This is a genomic window from Pleomorphomonas sp. T1.2MG-36 (genome assembly GCF_950100655.1).
Taxonomy (GTDB): Bacteria; Pseudomonadota; Alphaproteobacteria; order Rhizobiales; family Pleomorphomonadaceae; genus Pleomorphomonas.
This window is the reverse complement of the sequence record NZ_CATNLY010000001.1, coordinates 771,684-788,904: the sequence shown is the minus strand read 5'-3', so window position 1 is coordinate 788,904 and position 17,221 is coordinate 771,684. Positions and strand designations below refer to the sequence as shown.

At 65.5% G+C, this 17,221-nt stretch carries 14 protein-coding genes; 12 read left to right on the top strand and 2 right to left on the bottom strand.

The window, feature by feature from the left end:
- The first annotated feature begins 42 nt into the window (after positions 1-42).
- From QQZ18_RS03690 to QQZ18_RS03665, 6 genes are all read left to right on the top strand, one after another.
- Positions 43-276 carry a DUF6898 family protein gene (locus tag QQZ18_RS03690; RefSeq protein ID WP_284537995.1) on the top strand — a complete coding sequence of 78 codons (234 nt, stop codon included), beginning with the start codon at positions 43-45 and terminating at the stop codon, positions 274-276.
- Positions 277-735, top strand: coding sequence for a hypothetical protein (locus QQZ18_RS03685; RefSeq protein ID WP_284537993.1), 459 nt, complete (start codon positions 277-279; stop codon positions 733-735).
- A gap of 176 nt (positions 736-911) precedes the next feature.
- Positions 912-2,207 carry a serine hydroxymethyltransferase gene (glyA, locus tag QQZ18_RS03680; protein ID WP_284537991.1) on the top strand — a complete coding sequence of 432 codons (1,296 nt, stop codon included), beginning with the start codon at positions 912-914 and terminating at the stop codon, positions 2,205-2,207.
- Between the two features lie 214 nt (positions 2,208-2,421).
- Positions 2,422-3,195: a glycosyltransferase family 25 protein gene (locus QQZ18_RS03675; protein ID WP_284537989.1), complete on the top strand. Its 774-nt coding sequence runs from the start codon at positions 2,422-2,424 to the stop codon at positions 3,193-3,195.
- Positions 3,196-3,238: 43 nt separating this feature from the next.
- A complete protein-coding gene (gene pbpC, locus QQZ18_RS03670; protein ID WP_284537987.1) occupies positions 3,239-5,314 on the top strand; it encodes a penicillin-binding protein 1C in 2,076 nt (691 codons plus the stop codon).
- A gap of 85 nt (positions 5,315-5,399) precedes the next feature.
- Positions 5,400-6,764 (top strand): cation-efflux pump, encoded by a 1,365-nt coding sequence (locus tag QQZ18_RS03665; RefSeq protein WP_284537986.1) that lies wholly within the window; start codon positions 5,400-5,402, stop codon positions 6,762-6,764.
- 33 nt (positions 6,765-6,797) lie between these two features.
- Here QQZ18_RS03665 and QQZ18_RS03660 read toward each other — a convergent pair whose 3' ends face one another.
- Positions 6,798-7,805, bottom strand: coding sequence for a KpsF/GutQ family sugar-phosphate isomerase (locus QQZ18_RS03660; RefSeq protein WP_284537983.1), 1,008 nt, complete (start codon positions 7,803-7,805; stop codon positions 6,798-6,800).
- 340 nt (positions 7,806-8,145) lie between these two features.
- On the opposite strand from QQZ18_RS03660, the gene QQZ18_RS03655 reads away from it, so the two are divergent.
- Entirely contained in the window at positions 8,146-10,386 is a 2,241-nt protein-coding gene (locus QQZ18_RS03655; RefSeq protein ID WP_284537981.1) for a sensor histidine kinase NtrY-like, read from the top strand.
- A 113-nt stretch (positions 10,387-10,499) separates the two neighbouring features.
- A complete protein-coding gene (ntrX, locus tag QQZ18_RS03650) occupies positions 10,500-11,870 on the top strand; it encodes a nitrogen assimilation response regulator NtrX (RefSeq protein ID WP_284537979.1) in 1,371 nt (456 codons plus the stop codon).
- An 8-nt stretch (positions 11,871-11,878) separates the two neighbouring features.
- Here the strand turns inward: ntrX and QQZ18_RS03645 are convergent, their stop codons facing one another.
- Positions 11,879-12,508 carry a DUF930 domain-containing protein gene (locus tag QQZ18_RS03645; protein ID WP_284537977.1) on the bottom strand — a complete coding sequence of 210 codons (630 nt, stop codon included), beginning with the start codon at positions 12,506-12,508 and terminating at the stop codon, positions 11,879-11,881.
- A gap of 139 nt (positions 12,509-12,647) precedes the next feature.
- Here QQZ18_RS03645 and QQZ18_RS03640 point away from each other — a divergent pair, with 139 nt between their 5' ends.
- The 4 genes from QQZ18_RS03640 to QQZ18_RS03625 all read left to right on the top strand — a co-directional run bounded on the left by QQZ18_RS03640 (position 12,648) and on the right by QQZ18_RS03625 (position 17,114).
- Positions 12,648-13,130: an FtsB family cell division protein gene (locus tag QQZ18_RS03640; protein WP_284537975.1), complete on the top strand. Its 483-nt coding sequence runs from the start codon at positions 12,648-12,650 to the stop codon at positions 13,128-13,130.
- 162 nt (positions 13,131-13,292) lie between these two features.
- Positions 13,293-14,363 carry a pyruvate dehydrogenase (acetyl-transferring) E1 component subunit alpha gene (pdhA, locus tag QQZ18_RS03635; RefSeq protein WP_284537973.1) on the top strand — a complete coding sequence of 357 codons (1,071 nt, stop codon included), beginning with the start codon at positions 13,293-13,295 and terminating at the stop codon, positions 14,361-14,363.
- Between the two features lie 22 nt (positions 14,364-14,385).
- A complete protein-coding gene (locus QQZ18_RS03630; protein ID WP_284537971.1) occupies positions 14,386-15,771 on the top strand; it encodes a pyruvate dehydrogenase complex E1 component subunit beta in 1,386 nt (461 codons plus the stop codon).
- Between the two features lie 11 nt (positions 15,772-15,782).
- Positions 15,783-17,114 carry a pyruvate dehydrogenase complex dihydrolipoamide acetyltransferase gene (locus QQZ18_RS03625; RefSeq protein ID WP_284537969.1) on the top strand — a complete coding sequence of 444 codons (1,332 nt, stop codon included), beginning with the start codon at positions 15,783-15,785 and terminating at the stop codon, positions 17,112-17,114.
- Positions 17,115-17,221 lie beyond the last annotated feature (107 nt).

Genomic DNA, 17,221 nt, shown 5'->3' with positions numbered 1-17,221 from the left:
CCGTCCGGTGTTTCCGGGCGGGCTTTTCTTTGAGGGGACTGCATGACCGGGAACGCGGAAGAGCGGGAAGTGTATTTCGAGTTCGTCGCTCTCGGCAACGTCGTGCGCGTCTCGGCCATCTGCTCGGTGACTGGCGTCGAAGTGCAGGTGATCGGTCCGGCTGGCGCAGCCCGCCGCGATCTGGAGCGCTTGGCGTTGCGAAAGCTGGAGCGGCGGCTTGCCGAGACAAAAGCGCTGCCGCTGCCCGTCGCCGGCGGTAAGGGGTTCACGGTCTAGATGCGGCCCGAGCTTTCCGAAACGCTTGCCTTTCTCGCCGGTATCGCCGAACGGGCCGGGGTGGAGCCCGTGCTCTTCGGCACCGGTGTTCTGGAACTCCGCGGCATCGGCGATTTTCACGCGACCGACCTCGACGTCATCCTTGGCGTGGAGGAGGCGAGGGCAATGGCGGCGGCGGCCGGCGTCGACCCTGGCGAAGAAAGTGGCAACGACCGGTTTCGCTCTCGCGTACATGTCCACCTCGGCGGCGCTCCGCTCGTCATCGACGTGATGGCCGACATGAGCATTCGCGCGCCCGATGGCTGGGTGCTCTACGAACTCGCGGAGATCGCCGACATCGATGCGGTCGGCCGACGGTTTCGCGCGGCGTCGCTGGCCGATCTCCGGCGATTCTATCGCCTCGCCGGACGAGCCAAGGATGCGGCCAAGATCGCCGCACTCGACGCCGCAATGGCCTGAAAGGGCCGTATATTCGATTTATGCGGGGCTGCCGGCCACGGTGCGGGCGGCCTTCAGGTTGATGGCACCCCCCCGCCCGTGATAAGCGACCCCCGTCACGGGCGCGCGTGGCGCCGGGGCATTTCGTCCCGGTCAGTCCGGCCCAAGAAACGTCCCTTGACGGAATGGAAACCCAAATGTCCAACACGACCAGCGCAGAGCTTGCCAACTTCTTCCATAGCTCCCTCGCTGAGGTTGATCCCGCGATCGCCTCCGCCGTGGCGAAGGAGCTCGGTCGTCAGCAGCATGAAATCGAACTGATCGCTTCGGAGAACATTGTCTCCAAAGCGGTTCTCGAGGCGCAGGGTTCCGTTCTGACCAACAAGTATGCCGAGGGTTATCCAGGTAAACGCTATTATGGTGGTTGTCAGTACGTGGACATCGCCGAGAACCTGGCCATCGAGCGCGCCAATGCGCTGTTCGGCAGCAAGTTTGCCAACGTGCAGCCGAACTCCGGCAGCCAGGCCAATCAGGCGGTGTTCCTGGCGCTCGCGCAGCCGGGCGACACGGTGCTCGGCCTCGACCTAGCCTCCGGCGGACACCTGACGCACGGCGCCAAGCCCAACATGTCGGGCAAGTGGTTCAACGCGGTTACCTACGGCGTCCGCGCGCAGGATCATCGCATCGACATGGATCAGCTCGTGGCGCTGGCCAAGCAGCACAAGCCGAAGATCATCATTGCCGGCGGCTCGGCCTACAGTCGCGTCTGGGACTTCGCGGCCTTCCGTGCCATCGCCGACGAGGTGGGCGCCTACCTGATGGTCGACATGGCCCATTTCGCGGGTCTGGTCGCGGCCGGCGAACATCCTTCGCCGTTCCCGCATGCCCATGTCGTCACCACCACCACCCACAAGACGCTGCGCGGGCCGCGCGGCGGCATGGTGCTGACCAATGACGAGGACATCGCCAAGAAGATCAACTCGGCGGTGTTCCCGGGGCTGCAGGGCGGTCCGCTGATGCATGTCATCGCCGGTAAGGCGGTGGCCCTGCTCGAGGCGGCCCAGCCGGCCTACAAGACCTACATCAAGGCGGTGGTGGAGAATGCCCGCGTGCTGTCGGACGAGCTGAAGCGCGGTGGCGTCGACATCGTCTCGGGCGGCACCGACAATCACCTAATGCTGGTTGATCTTCGTCCCAAGGGACTTACCGGCAAGCTGGTCGAGGCCGCGCTCGGCCGGGCCAACATCACCTGCAACAAGAACGGCGTGCCGTTCGACCCGGAGAAGCCGACCATCACGTCGGGTATCCGTCTCGGTTCGCCGGCCGCCACCTCGCGTGGCTTCGGCGCCGGCGAGTTCAAGGAAATCGCCAACCTGATCCTGCAGGTGCTCGACGGCCTGAAGGTCAACGGCGAGGACAAGAACGACGGCGTCGAGGCGGCGGTGAAGCTGCGCGTCAAGGCGCTGACCGACGCCTTCCCGATCTACAGCTGATCCGGCCGCAAGTCTGAAACAGCCGCCGCGTGGAGACATCCGCGCGGCGGTTTTTCGTTGGCTATGCCTGGCTGTTGGGCACGGACGCATCGGAAATGTCGATTTGCCTGGGTGCTGCCGGGGGTATGGCGTTTACTCGGGGGCGCGTGCCGTGCCAATGCAGATGCCGAAAGACGACAGATCTTGTCGGCAAGGGCGGAAGACGGGGGATCTGATGAATCGATTGCCGACGAGCGGCGCCAAGCTGGCCTGTTATCTCATCAATCTCGAACGCGCGCCGGATCGTCGCGCCCTGATGGCGGATCGCTTTCGGGCCATCGGGCTGGATCATGACGTCGTCAAGGCGGTGGACGGAAAGCTGCTGCAGTTTCCCGCTCCCGAAGTCAGCGAGCTTGCGTTCAAGCTCCTGCACGGACGCCGGATCATCCCAGCCGAGGTGGGCTGCTATCTCAGCCACATCGAATGCGCGAGGCAGTTTCTGGCGTCGGATGCCGACTATGCGCTGATCGTGGAGGACGATGTCACCTTCGCTTCCGACTTCGTCGAAGCGATCGATCTCGCCTGTGCCGAGGGGCGGCATTGGGACCTCTTGCGCCTGACGACCGTCAATCGAGAGGGGGGCATCAAGTTCAAGTCTCTCTCCGCGATGCGGTCGCTCGCTGTCGCCCTGACGCGAAAGAAAGGGTCGGGGGCCTATATCGTCAATCGCCGGGCCGCGACGTGGATGACCGAGTCCCTGCTGCCGATGCGCCTTTCCTACGACATTGCCTACGATCTCGAGTATCTGAGCGGCCTCAGGGCGTGTTGGGTCCTGCCGCAGCCGGCCAGCCAGCTGAATGACATGGAGACCCAGGTTCAGATCAACATCCGAGCCTACAAGCTGCCTCGCTACAGGTACTTTACGGTGCTCCCGTATCGCGCCTTCCTGGAAACGACTAGAGTTCTATTCAGAGGGTTTCAACTTGGACGCTCGCTGTTGCGGCCGTGAACGTCTGCTGGTCGCCTGAAGCGGGGCTGGGAAGTACTGGAAGATGAGAGTTTCCGGTCGACTGGTCAAAGCCTGCCTGATCGTTGTGTCGGTGGCCGCCATCTCCGGCGTGGCCGCCGTCATGCAGTTCCGCGCCCTGGTCGACGCGACGCCGCCGGTCGATCTCTTTGCCCCGACCTCGCAGGTCGTGACCGCGCGAAACGGCGATATTCTGCGAGCCTATACGGTCGATGACGGGCTCTGGCGCCTGCCGGTCGATCCGGCGCGCGTCGATCCCGGCTATGTGGCGTTGCTGTTGGCCACAGAGGATGGCCGCTTCCGCGATCACAATGGCGTCGATCCGCGAGCTCTGCTCCGCGCCGGCTTGCAGTTGGTGATCCATGGCCGCATCGTCTCCGGTGGATCGACGCTGACCATGCAGGTGGTGCGCCTGTCGGAGCGCCTGCATACGCGCTCGCCGAGCGGCAAGTTCGGGCAGATCGTCAAGGCGCTGGCGCTCGAACGCTTCGCCGGCAAGGACGACATTCTCGCCGCCTATCTCAGCCTCGCGCCATTTGGCGGCAACCTGGAAGGGGTGCGCTCGGCGTCGCTCGCCTGGTTCGGCAAGGAGCCGCTGCGCCTCACGCCGGCTGAGGCGGCTTTCCTGGTGGCCCTGCCGCAGGCGCCCGAGGCGCGGCGGCCGGACCGCGATCCGGTGGTCGCCAAGGCCGCGCGGGACAGGATCCTGAGACGGGCCGTCGAACGCGGCGTTCTGGCGCGCGCCGACGCGGAGGCCGCCATTGCCGAGCCGGTGCCGACCCGGCGGCGCGATTTTCCGCTGCTTGCAGCCCATACCGCCGATCGGGCGGCGGCGGCCGATCCCAAGCGGGGCGAGATCAGACTGACCATCGACGGCAAGCTGCAAGCTTCGCTCGAGGGGCTTTCCGCCGAGCGGGCGAGCGCCATCGGCCCGAACGTCTCGGTTGCCATCATGGTGGCCGAAGAGGCGAGCGGCGACGTGGTGGCGTCGGTCGGATCGGCCGGGCTGTTCGACCAGAAGCGGGCCGGCTCGATCGACATGACCAGGGCGATCCGCTCGCCCGGTTCGACGCTGAAGCCTTTCATCTACGGTCTCGCCTTCGAGGCCGGCATCGCTCACCCCGAGACGCTGGTCGAGGACCGGCCGACCGCATTTGCCGGCTACACGCCGAACAACTTCGACAAGACCTTCCGGGGCACGGTGACGGTGCGGCAGGCGCTCGCCGACAGTCTCAATGTGCCGGCCATCCAGACGCTGGAACTGGTGGGGCCGGCGCGGCTGGTCACCCGGTTTCGCCGGGCCGGCGTCGAAGCCAAGCTGCCGGACATGGCGCCGGCCAACCTCGCGGTCGGACTGGGCGGCGTCGGCCTCACCCTCAACGATCTGACGACGCTCTACATGGCTCTTGCCCGTGGTGGTCGCCCCATCGCGTTGCGCGAGCGCGTCGATGCCTTGGGGCCGGCCGAGCCGCCCAAGCCGCTGATGGACGAACGCGCCGCCGCCTATGTCACCGACATTCTGGCGGGGCAGCTCGGCGCCGCCAAGGGCGACGTGCGCGTCGCCATCAAGACGGGCACGTCCTACGGCTATCGAGACGCCTGGGCGATGGGCTACGACGGCCGGTATGTGGTCGGCGTGTGGGTCGGTCGGCCGGATGGCGCGCCGATGCCCGGGCTGATGGGCGTTGACGTGGCGGTGCCAATCCTGGCCGATACCTTCGTCCGGGCCGGAGGCACGACACGCCTGCCGCCCGAGCCCCCCGGTCTCATCAAGGCGTCCAATGCCGAGCTGCCGCCGCCGCTGCAGCGGCTGCGCGGCGCGCGGGCGGCGGTCGCTCTGAAGGATGCCGGGCCGGAGATCGCCTATCCGCCGGCTGGCGCACGGGTCGATCTCGGCTTCCGGGCCGGTTCGCCGCAGCCGCTCGCGCTCAAGGTCAGGAACGGCAAGGGGCCGTTCACGTGGCTGGCCGACGGAGCACCGGTGGCGCGGGAGCCTTGGGCTCGACAGTTCAGCTATTTCCCGAAGGGAGCCGGATTCGTGACGCTGTCGGTGATCGATGGCGAGGGCAGGGCCGACCGGGTGACCGTTTTCGTGGAATGATCGCTGTGGGCCGGCTGGTGCGCTTGCCTTTTGCGCGTCGGGGAGGCATGCCCGTCTCCGTCAATTTACGGAAGGGTGGGTTGCGATGACCAGGAAGGAACGCGTTGCGCTGGTGTCGCTGGTCGCCAGCCTCAGCCTCACCGTCGCCAAGCTCACCATCGGCCTGATGATCGGTTCGCTGGCGCTCATCACGGACGCGCTGCATTCGGGCACCGACGCCATCGCGACGCTGGTCACCTTTCTTGCGGTACGCTTTGCCGATCGGCCGGCGGACGACGACCATCCCTATGGCCATGGCAAGTTCGAGGATCTCGCCGCGCTGGGGGAGGGCACGCTGCTTCTGGTGCTGGCGGGCGGTGTTGCCGTGGAAGCCTGGAACCGCTTCGCCGGCGCGGCGGCGGCGCCGTCGGTCAGCGCGATCGCCTTCGCCGTGCTGGGAGTGGAAATCGTCATCAACCTCTGGCGCGCCTCGGCCCTGAGCAAGGCTGCCAAGGAGACCGGCAGCCGGGCGCTTGCCGCCGACGCCATGCACTTCCTGTCCGACGTCGCGTCGTCGGTGATCGTCATCGTGGGTTTCATCGCCACCCTCTATGGCGCCGAGTGGGCCGATCCGGTGACGGCGGCGGCCATTGCGGTGTTCATTGGCTGGCTCGGTCTCAGGATGATCCGCCGCACGGCCGACGAGCTGACCGACCGCGTATCGCCATCCATCGCGCGGACGTTGCGCCGGTTGCTGCTCGACCTGCCCGGTGTCGTCGCCATCGATCAGCTCCGGGTGCGCACAGTCGGCCCCAGGCACTTCGTCGACATATCGGCCGGCGTGCCGCGCACGTTCAGCCTGGGCGAGACGGCAACGGTCAAGGGGGCGATGGTGGCCGCCATCATGGCGGAGATCGACGATGCCGAGGCTACGGTCAGCCTGATACCCGTGCCGATCAACGACGAGAGCGTCAGGGAACGGGTGTTCCTTGCCGCTTCGCGCGAACGCATCCCCGTTCATCACATCACCATCCAGCATCTCGGCGACCGTCTGTCGGTGTCGCTCGATTGCGAGGTGGATGGCGCCATGCCACTCGGGGAAGCCCACGAGGTGGCGAGTCGTCTCGAGGCGGCCATTCGGGCCGAGATTGGCGCGGAGATCGAGGTGGAGACGCATCTCGAACCGCTCTATCCCGACCTTATTCAAGGTGAGCGGCTCCCCGACGAGCGGGTGGCGGCCTACGCGGCCACTCTCCGCATGGCGGCGGAAACGCATGGCGTCTCGGACGTTCACAACGTGCGCGCCCGCGAGATCTACGAAGGCGTGTTCGTGGCTTTCCATTGCCGCTTCCCGGCGGCGCTTCCCGCCGCCGAGGTGCACCGGCGTGCCGACGCGGTGGAGCGCTCGGCGCGCATCGCCTTCCCCGAGATCCGTCGCATCGTCAGCCATCCGGAACCCATCAGGGAGTGACGGCCGCAACGCGGCGGGCCGGCGGTCAGGCGGTCAGGCCACGCCGATGCGCAGTAGGTCGAGGGTGTGCAGAATGCCGGTCGGCTTCCGGTCCTCGACGACGAACAGCACGGAAATCTTGCGGTTCTGCAGAAGATCGAGCGCCTCGGCGGCGAATATCTGCGGCGCGACGGTGACCGGATTGCGCGTCATGACCTCGGCCACGGGCGTTTCCAGCTTGCTCGCGCTCAACTGCGGCCCTAGGTCGGAGTGCACGAAGCGCCGGAGGTCGCCGTCGGTGACGACGCCGACCAACTGGCCGCGATCGTCGACGACTCCGACCACGCCGAAGCCTCCCGAGCTGATCGCCAGGATGGCGTCCGTCATCCGACTGCCGGCATCGATCAGCGGAAGCCGTTCGGTGTGCATGATCTCCGACACGCGGCGGAGCTGCGAGCCGAGCTTGCCGCCGGGGTGGACGATGTGGAAATCGCTTTCCGAGAACCCCTTCCGCACCATGACGCCCATGGCGATGGCGTCGCCGATGGCGAGCTGCAGAACCGTCGAGGTGGTCGGGGCGAGATTGTGGGGGCAGGCTTCCCTGACGCGCGGCAGGATCAGCGCCACGTCGGCGGCGGCGGCCAGCGTCGACTCGGCTCCGGCGGTGAGCGCGATCACCGGCACGTCGAAGCGTTTGGCGAAGGCCAAGACGACGGCGAGCTCGGTGGTCTCGCCCGACCAGGACAGCGCCATGATGACGTCGGAACCGTCGACCATGCCGAGATCGCCGTGGCCGGCCTCGGTCGGATGGACGTAATAGGCGGGCGTACCGGTGGAGGAAAAGGTGGCGGCGAGCTTGCGGGCGATATGGCCGCTCTTGCCGATGCCAGTGACGATGAGCCGTCCCTTGCTCTCGGCGATGATGCCGATCGCCGTGTCGATGTCGCCGCCCAGAGAGCCGTGGAGCGCCGCATCCTCAAGGGCGGTGACGCCCGTGCGTGTGATTTCGATGGCGTGCAACGCCGCCGCGAGGGCGGGCTTCGGAAGCGGGGTGTCGGTCATGTCGGCGTGGATCCGCGATTCTTGGCAAGTGGTTCCATCCGACGTTTGCCTTCGTTCGATACAAACCGTGGAGCAGACATCGGGCTCGTGAGAACCGTTTGCAACTTCTGTTTCCCGCGAAGCTTGGGGCTTTGGCATTGATCGGGACGCCGATGTCAGCCGGGTCTCGAACGTCAAAATCGCTCCGCGAGCCGCCTTGTTAGTTCATTGCGGCCGGATGTAAAGCGGACCTTGTGGCGGCAGAGGGGCAGAAAAGGTCGAAGAGTCCGCTTTTGCACGTTGTTTTCGTCAAGAAGCCGCAATCGTGATAGACGGCTCGCGTGGTGCAAGGAGGCGGACGATGGCGGATTTGTCGGCAGGACAGGTTGAGGTTGCCGCACAGCCGATGGCGATGAAGGACGTTTATGCCGAGGGACGGGGGCGTCGGTTGCTCGGCCTTGTGCTGGTAGCGGTCGCCACGCTGTTCTCGCTGACCACCTTCGCGCTGATCTCCAACCTGCTGCCCATTCCACCGACCACCGACCTCATTCGCGGATCGCTGGTGATCGACGGCCTTCTTCTGCTCGCCATTGTGTTCATGGTGGGGCAGGAGGTCTGGAAGCTCGGCCGCGCCTGGCTGGAAGGGCGAGCGGCGGCCAGGCTTCATTTGCGCGTGGTGGCGCTGTTCGCCTTCATTGCCGCCTTGCCGGCGGTGATGGTGGCTGTGGCCTTCACCGTCTCGCTCAACCAGGGCTTCGATCACTGGTTCGAATCGCGGACGCGGCAGGTCGTCGACAACGTGCTGACCGTGGCGAGCGCCTACATGCAGGAGCATGCCCGCGTTCTCCGTTCCGACCTGATCAGCATCGCCAGTTCGCTCGACGCGGCCAAGTCGCTCTACGACTACGAGCCGACCCGTTTCGAGAGCCTGATTCGGTTGCAGGCTTCGCTGCATGGCTTGCAGAGCGCCTATCTGCTGGACAAGAACGGCAATGTGATCGTGCGCTCCGAAGTCGATCCGACCGTGAAGACGGTGATGCCGTCACCGGCGGCGATCGACGAGGCGCGCAAGGAAGCAGCCGTGCTGCTGCAGCCGGGTCAGTCCAATCAGGTGGGAGGACTCCTGAAGCTCAGGACCTATGACGAGACCTACCTCTACATCGTCCGTCTCCTCGACAAGCAGGTGCTCGACAATCTGAAGCTGGCCCGCGACAGCGCCATGGAATATCGCGAGCTGGAGAACAACCGCTCCGACGTTCAGATGGGGTTCGCCATCATCTTCGGCGGCATGTCGATCGTCTTCCTGCTCGGCGCCATGTGGGTCGGCCTGTCGTTCGCCAACTATCTCGTCGCGCCGATCCGTCATCTGATCAATGCCGCCGACCGAGTGGCGCACGGCGACCTCAGTGCCGCCGTTCCCGTCGGAGCCACGTCGGACGACATTTCCAGCCTGGGCGCTTCCTTCAACAAGATGACGGTGGAGCTCAGGAGCCAGCGGCAGGAGCTGATCTCGGCTTCGGAGGAAGCCGAGAGGCGGCGCCGGTTCACCGAGGCGGTGCTGTCGGGCGTATCGGCCGGCGTCGTCGGCATATCCAACGACGGCCACGTCACCATCGCCAATGCGTCGGCGCTGTCGCTGCTGGGCGTCGACCTGTTCGATTTCGTCGGTCGCCTGCTGGTCGACGAGGTGCCGGAACTGGCTCACCTCCTGTCGGCCGCCCTGCGCGATGAGGACGAGGGGCGGTCGCATCAGGCGACCATCGCGCTGGTGCGCAACGGTCACAAGAGCACGGTTTCGGTCAAGGTGACGCCCGACCGTTCGCCGGATCGCGAGCACGGCTACGTGGTGACGCTCGACGACATTTCCGAGCTGGTGTCGGCGCAGCGCACCTCGGCCTGGGCCGATGTCGCCCGGCGCATCGCCCACGAGATCAAGAACCCGCTGACGCCGATCCAGCTCAGCGCCGAGCGCATCCGGCGGCGGTTCGGCAAGCTGGTGGTCGACGAAGACCGCCGGGTGTTCGACCAGTGCGTCGACACCATCGTCAGGCAGGTCGGCGATATCGGCCGCATGGTTGACGAGTTCTCGCAGTTCGCGCGCATGCCCAAACCCTCCTTCGAGGAAAGGGACCTCGGGGAGTGCGTGCGCGAGGCGGTGTTCCTTCTCGGCGTTGGACATCCGGAAATCGCTTTCGAGGCGCATTTGCCACAGACGCCTCTCAAGGGGCGGTTCGACCACCGGCTGATCAGCCAGGCGGTTGCCAACCTCGTCAAGAACGCGGTCGAGGCGATCGAAGGCCTGCCGGAGGACCAAAGGACCGGCGCGCGGGTCGACGTCTATGGCCGCGAGGCCGGCGAGTTCAACATCGTCGAGGTGGTCGATACCGGCGTCGGCTTGCCGACTGCCGAGCGACACCAGTTGCTGGAGCCCTACATGACGACGCGAGAGAAGGGGACCGGTCTCGGGCTGGCCATCGTGCGCAAGATCGTCGAGGAGCATGGCGGAAGCATCGACCTTCTGGACGCGCCGACGGTCGCCGAGGGCGGCCATGGAGCCATGGTCAGGATCAGCCTGCCGGTCGATCCAAACAGAACGGGCTGATTGTCTGGGGTTAACGACCGATAGGGCTTCAGATCGTGTGACATTTATGTTACTGCCGAAGCGGCCGGGGCATTTGGCGGCCGCTCGGCGGCGGAACGGATACGCAGGAAACAATGGCGACCGATATTCTGATCGTTGACGATGAGGCCGATATTCGTGACCTCGTGGCAGGTATCCTTGAGGACGAGGGCCATGGCACCCGGACGGCCGGTGACTGCGACAAGGCCCTCCAGGCCATTGCCGAACGGCGTCCGCAGCTGATCTTTCTCGATATCTGGCTGCAAGGCAGCCGCATGGACGGGCTGCAGCTTCTCGACGAGATCAAGTCCAGCAATCCGGACGTCCCGGTGGTGATGATCTCCGGCCATGGCAACGTGGAGACGGCCGTCTCGGCGATCAAGCGTGGCGCCTACGACTATATCGAGAAGCCGTTCAAGGCCGACCGCCTGGTGCTGATTGCCGACAGGGCATTGGAATCGTCGCGTCTCAAGCGCGAGATCCGCGAGTTGCAGATCCGCTCCGACCGTCAGGAAGGCATCGTCGGCGGCTCGTCTGTGGTCAACCAGTTGCGCAACACCATCGATCGCGTCGCGCCCACCAACAGCCGCGTGCTGATTTCCGGTCCGTCCGGATCCGGCAAGGAATCGGTGGCGCGCGCCATCCACGAACGTTCGCACCGGGCGGCCGGTCCGTTCGTCGTGCTGAACGCCGGCGCCTTCTCGCCGGACCGGATGGAAATCGAGCTGTTCGGCAGCGAGTCCGACGACGATGGCAAGCGCAAGGTCGGCGCCCTGGAAGAGGCGCATGGCGGAACGCTCTATCTCGACGAGATCGGCGACATGCCGCGCGACATGCAGAACCGCATGGTGCGCGTTCTCGTCGAACAGGCTTTCGAGCGGGTCGGTGGAACGCAGAAGGTACACGTCGACGTGCGTTATGTGTCGTCGACGGCGCGTGACCTCGAGCGCGAGATCGCCGAGGGGCATTTCCGCGAGGACCTGTTCCATCGCCTTGCCGTCGTGCCGGTGCGCGTGCCGGGCCTTTCGGAACGGCGCGAGGATATTCCCTTCCTCATCGAGCAGATGATGCACCAGATATCCCGGGCCACCGGCCTGCCGGTGCGGCGCATCGGCGAGGACGCCATGGCCGTGCTGCAGTCGCACGACTGGCCGGGCAACCTTCGTCAGCTCCGCAACAACGTCGAGCGACTGATGATCCTGACGCGCGGCGATCCGGAGGCCGTGATCACGGCCGACCTGCTGCCGTCGGAGATCGGGACGATGCTGCCGTCGCTGCCGTCCGGTTCGGGTGGCGAGCACCTGATGGCGCTGCCGCTCAGGGAAGCGCGCGAGATTTTCGAGCGGGAGTATCTCAAGGCCCAGCTCAACCGCTTTGGCGGCAACATTTCGCGAACCGCCGAGTTCGTCGGCATGGAGCGTTCGGCGTTGCACCGCAAGCTGAAGAGCCTCGCCATCGCCGGGTAGGGGCGGACTCAGTCCGTCGGCTCGCCCTCGACCAGCTCCGGCAGGGAGTTCTGCTCCCATTCCCGTTGGGGAATGGGGCGGCCGAGCGTGAAGGCGAAGGACGCGACGCGACTGAGATCGGTCGTCGCGCCGCAACTGAACGACAGCCGGTACCATTTCCCGTCGGCGTGGACGGCGGCGCCCTTCGCTTCCATGGATGTGGCGCCCAGCACGGGGTCGGCCATCGCATAGGGAACGACGCTGTTGGGAACGAAGCCGGCTTTCCAGCGCTTCAACTGTTCCATCGCTTCGATATTGCAGATCTGGATCAGCCGCTCGTCGACGGTGAGCGTGGATAGCGTTTCCCTGGTTTGCCTGTTGCGCGGATCGTCGAGGACGGCGCCGGCAAAATAGTCCGTCGCGGTCACACGTCCACCCGTGGAGGGGCGGGCAGGGCGGGCCGGCGACGGCGAAGGCCGTCCGGTCACTTCCGGCTGGGCGGCGGTCGGCGGGAGATTGGCCGGCGGCGCCGGATACGCCGCGGACGGGGCGACCATGACCACCTCGACCGCCACGGGGCGTTGCTCGACGGTGAGCTGTCTCGGTGTTTCGATCACCAGGAGGACAAGGATCGTAGCGTGACCAAGCACGGACAGCATCGTTGCCATCCGCGGCCAAGGCTGCGCGGTCCTCACTGCGTGTGTCCTCCCTTTTTCACATCCATTGCCGGCCTTCATGGCCTTTTTGGGGGACTGGGAACGGACACGATATCGTGATCTTGCGGATGCCGGGGAGAACTTGCCACTTTTTGCCTATTGCCGACCTTGCAAGACTCAATTTGCGCCGAAGCGGCTGCCGTTCACCCTCCCTTTACCACGATGGTCCAGATTCCTGGGCGAGGGGGTAGGATGCTCCCGCCGGTCCCGCGTGAGTTCGTTGCGTATGATTACCCGCCAGTACCGCCCGTCTTGGCTCCGCCGCCTGATCCTTCCCGCCGTAACGGCGGTTTTCCTCGGCTATTTCGGCTATCATGCCGTCAATGGCGAGTATGGCATGGTGGGACGCGCCCGCTTCGAGAGCCGCACCCAGGAACTCAACGCCGAACTGGCGCGCCTCAATGCCGAAAAGGCGGCGTTGGAGGCCCATGTCAGGCTGCTGCGCCCCTCCAGCCTCGATCAGGACATGGTCGACGAACGCGCCCGCGTCCAGCTGTCGGTGGTCAATCCGAATGAAGTTGTCATTATGGATTTCGACAAGTTGGCGCAGGCAAAAAGTAATTGATATTACTTCATTTTTGTTGAATTAACTTGATATCGGTTAATTTCATCGGCCAGCGATGCGGCTTTCGCATGATTGACATGCGCTGCAAACCTTGACTTGCTCCCCGGAAAGGGGTTCCGTCGGCGCCTCTACGGAATAATCCCGATACGGGAGGAACAAGCAATGGCTGTACGACCGGCGACCGAGAAGCGCGCACGCGCTTCGGCCCCGACCTCCGCAACGAAGAAAACCGGCAGGACTTCCAGTTCTGCCATCAACTATCAGGTCGCTGAGTTCGACAAGGACGACGAGTTCAAGGCCTACCACGACATGCTGCTGATCCGCCGCTTCGAAGAGAAGGCGGGCCAGCTCTACGGCATGGGCCTGATCGGCGGCTTCTGCCACCTCTATATCGGCCAGGAAGCGGTGGTGGTCGGCATCCAGAAAGCCCTGCGCGAGGGCGAGGACCAGGTCACCACCTCCTACCGCGACCACGGCCACATGCTGGCCTGCGGCATGGACCCCAAGGGCGTCATGGCCGAACTGACCGGCCGCCAGGGCGGATATTCGCGCGGCAAGGGCGGCTCGATGCACATGTTCAGCCGCGAGAAGCAGTTCTTCGGCGGCCATGGCATCGTCGGCGCCCAGGTGCCGATCGGCGCCGGTCTGGCCTTCGCCGACAAGTATCGCGGCACCGACAACGTGTCGGTGGTCTACTTCGGCGATGGCGCGGCCAACCAGGGCCAGGTCTACGAGACCTTCAACATGGCGCAGCTGTGGAAGCTGCCGGTGATCTTCGTCATCGAGAACAACCGCTATGCCATGGGCACCTCGGTCAGCCGTTCGTCGGCGCAGACCGATTTCGCCAAGCGCGGCGAGAGCTTCAACATCCCCGGCGAGCAGGTGGACGGCATGGACGTCCGCGCCGTCAAGGCGGCGGCCGATCGGGCCGTCGAGTGGGCGCGGGCCGGCAATGGCCCCTACATCCTGGAAATGCAGACCTACCGCTATCGCGGCCACTCCATGTCCGACCCGGCCAAGTACCGGACCAAGGACGAAGTGCAGAAGATGCGCGACGAGCGCGATCCGATCGAGCAGGTTCGCAAGCGTCTGGTCGACAAGGGCTGGGCCAGCGAGGACGATCTCAAGGAGATCGACAAGAAGGTCCGCGCCGTGGTGACCGAGGCGGCCGACTTCGCTTCCGCCGACTCCGAGCCGGATCCGTCCGAACTCTGGACCGACATTCTTCGCTGACAGCGCCGAGAGGTTTATCAAAATGGCAATCGACATCCTGATGCCGGCGCTGTCGCCGACCATGGAAGAGGGTACGCTCACCAAGTGGCTGAAAAAGGTGGGCGACGACGTGAAATCCGGCGATGTGATCGCCGAGATCGAAACCGACAAGGCAACGATGGAAATCGAGGCCGTCGATGAGGGCAAGCTGCTCGAAATCCTGGTTGCCGACGGCACCGAGGGTGTGAAGGTCAACGCGGTAATCGCCCGCGTCGGCGAGGAAGGCGAATCTGCTGCTCCCAAGCCGGTGACGGGCGAGGATCCCAAGCCCGCCGCCCAGGCGGCCCCCGCCGAAAAGCCGCAGCCGATGGCGCAGGCATCGAGCACGGTGCCGGCGGCTCCTGCCGTGAAGGCCGAAGCCGATCCGGACATCCCCGCCGGTACCGAGTTCGAGAGCAAGACGGTGCGCGAGGCGCTGCGCGAGGCGATGGCCGAGGAAATGCGCCGCGATGGCGACGTGTTCCTAATGGGCGAGGAAGTTGCCGAATATCAGGGTGCCTACAAGATCTCCCAGGGGCTCCTGGACGAGTTCGGTGCCCGGCGCGTCATCGACACGCCGATCACCGAGCACGGCTTTGCCGGCATTGGCGTCGGCGCCGCCTTCGCCGGCCTGAAGCCGATCGTCGAGTTCATGACCTTCAACTTCGCCATGCAGGCGATCGACCAGATCATCAACTCGGCGGCCAAGACGCTTTACATGTCCGGCGGTCAGATGGGCTGCCCGATCGTGTTCCGCGGGCCGAACGGCGCCGCCGCTCGCGTCGGCGCCCAGCACAGCCAGGACTATGCTGCCTGGTACGGCATGATCCCCGGCCTCAAGGTAGTGATGCCGTATACGGCCGCCGACGCCAAGGGCCTGCTCAAGGCGGCGATCCGCGACCCCAACCCGGTGATCTTCCTGGAGAACGAAGTCCTCTATGGCCATCACTTCGATGTGCCGAAGCTCGACGATTACGTGTTGCCGATCGGCAAGGCGCGTATTCACAAGGCGGGCAAGGATGTCACCATCGTCTCCTTCGGCATGGGCATGTCCTATGCGATCAAGGCGGCGGAAGAACTGGCCGGTCTCGGCATCGACGCCGAGGTGATCGATCTGCGAACCATCCGTCCGATGGACATCGAGACGGTGGTCAACTCGGTGAAGAAGACCGGCCGTTGCGTGACTGTGGAAGAGGGCTGGCCGCAGGGCTCGGTGGGGTCGGAAATCGCCTACCAGATCCAGGCCAACGTTTTCGACTATCTTGACGCGCCCGTCGGCCGCATCACCGGCAAGGACGTGCCGATGCCTTACGCGGCCAACCTCGAAAAGCTTGCCCTGCCGACCGTCGGCGAGGTGATCGAGGCCGTGCGCGCCGTCACCTATCGCTGAGGAGAGCTGAAATGCCGATCAAGATTCTGATGCCGGCGCTCTCTCCCACCATGGAGACGGGCAACCTGACCAAGTGGAACGTCAAGGTGGGCGATGCCGTGAAGTCCGGCATGGTTCTCGCCGAGATCGAAACCGACAAGGCGACCATGGAGGTCGAAGCGGTCGACGAGGGCACCGTCGCCAAGCTGGTGGTGGCCGAAGGCACGGCCGACGTGCCGGTCAACGCGGTGATCGCCATCCTGGCCGAAGAGGGCGAGGACGTCGAAGCCGCTGCCTCGGCGGCGGAAGGGGCCGCTCCGGCCCCGGCCAAGGCCGAGGACAAGGCGAAGCCCGAGGCGTCGAACGAAGCACCCAAGGCCGAAGCGCCGAAGCCGGACGCTCCGAAGGCGGAAGCTGCCAAGGCCGGCGAGGGCGAGCGGGTCTTCGCATCGCCCTTGGCTCGCCGCGTCGCCAAGGAGAAGGGGCTCGACCTCAAGTCCGTCAAGGGCTCGGGGCCGAAGGGCCGCATCATCCTGCGCGACGTCGAGAGTGCCGAGGCTGCACCGAAGCCGGCGGCTCCCGCTCCGCAGGCTCAGGCCGCAGCACCTGCTCCGAAGCCGGCCGGTGCCAGCGACGAGATGACGCTGAAGCTGTTCGATCCGGACAGCTACGAGCTCATTCCGCATGACGGCATGCGCAAGACGATCGCGCGCCGCCTCACCGAGTCCAAGCAGACGGTGCCGCATTTCTATGTCACCGTCGACGTGGAGCTCGATGCGCTGCTCGCCCTGCGCAAGGACATCAACGACGCCGCGCCGACCATCGACGGCAAGCCGACCTACAAGGTGTCGGTCAACGATATGGTCATCAAGGCTTACGCCCTGGCCCTGAAGTCCGTGCCGGACGCCCATGTGTCCTGGACCGATGGCGGCATGTTGAAGCACAAGCACGCCGATGTCGGCGTCGCCGTGTCGATCCCCGGCGGCCTGATCACGCCGATCGTCCGCAAAGCCGACGAGAAGAGCCTGTCCGCCATCTCCAACGAGGTGAAGGATCTGGCCAGACGCGCCAAGGACCGCAAGCTGAAGCCCGAAGAATACCAGGGCGGCACCACCTCGGTGTCCAACCTCGGCATGTTCGGCGTCAAGGACTTCGCCGCCGTCATCAACCCGCCGCATGCCACCATCCTGGCCGTCGGCGCCGGTGAGCAGCGGGCGGTGGTGAAGGGCGGTCAGCTGGCCGTCGCAACCGTGATGAGCGTCACGCTCTCCACCGATCACCGCGCCGTCGACGGCGCGCTCGGCGCCGAGCTTCTGAAGGCGTTCAAGGGCTTCATCGAGAAGCCGATGTCGATGCTGGTGTGACGGAACACCTCCGTCGTGCGTTTCGGGAGGCGGCTGCCGGTTGAGCCGGCGCCGCCTGCTTCCGGCGCGAGGCCAGTCCCGCGCCGAACCCAGATTGAAGGCAGAGA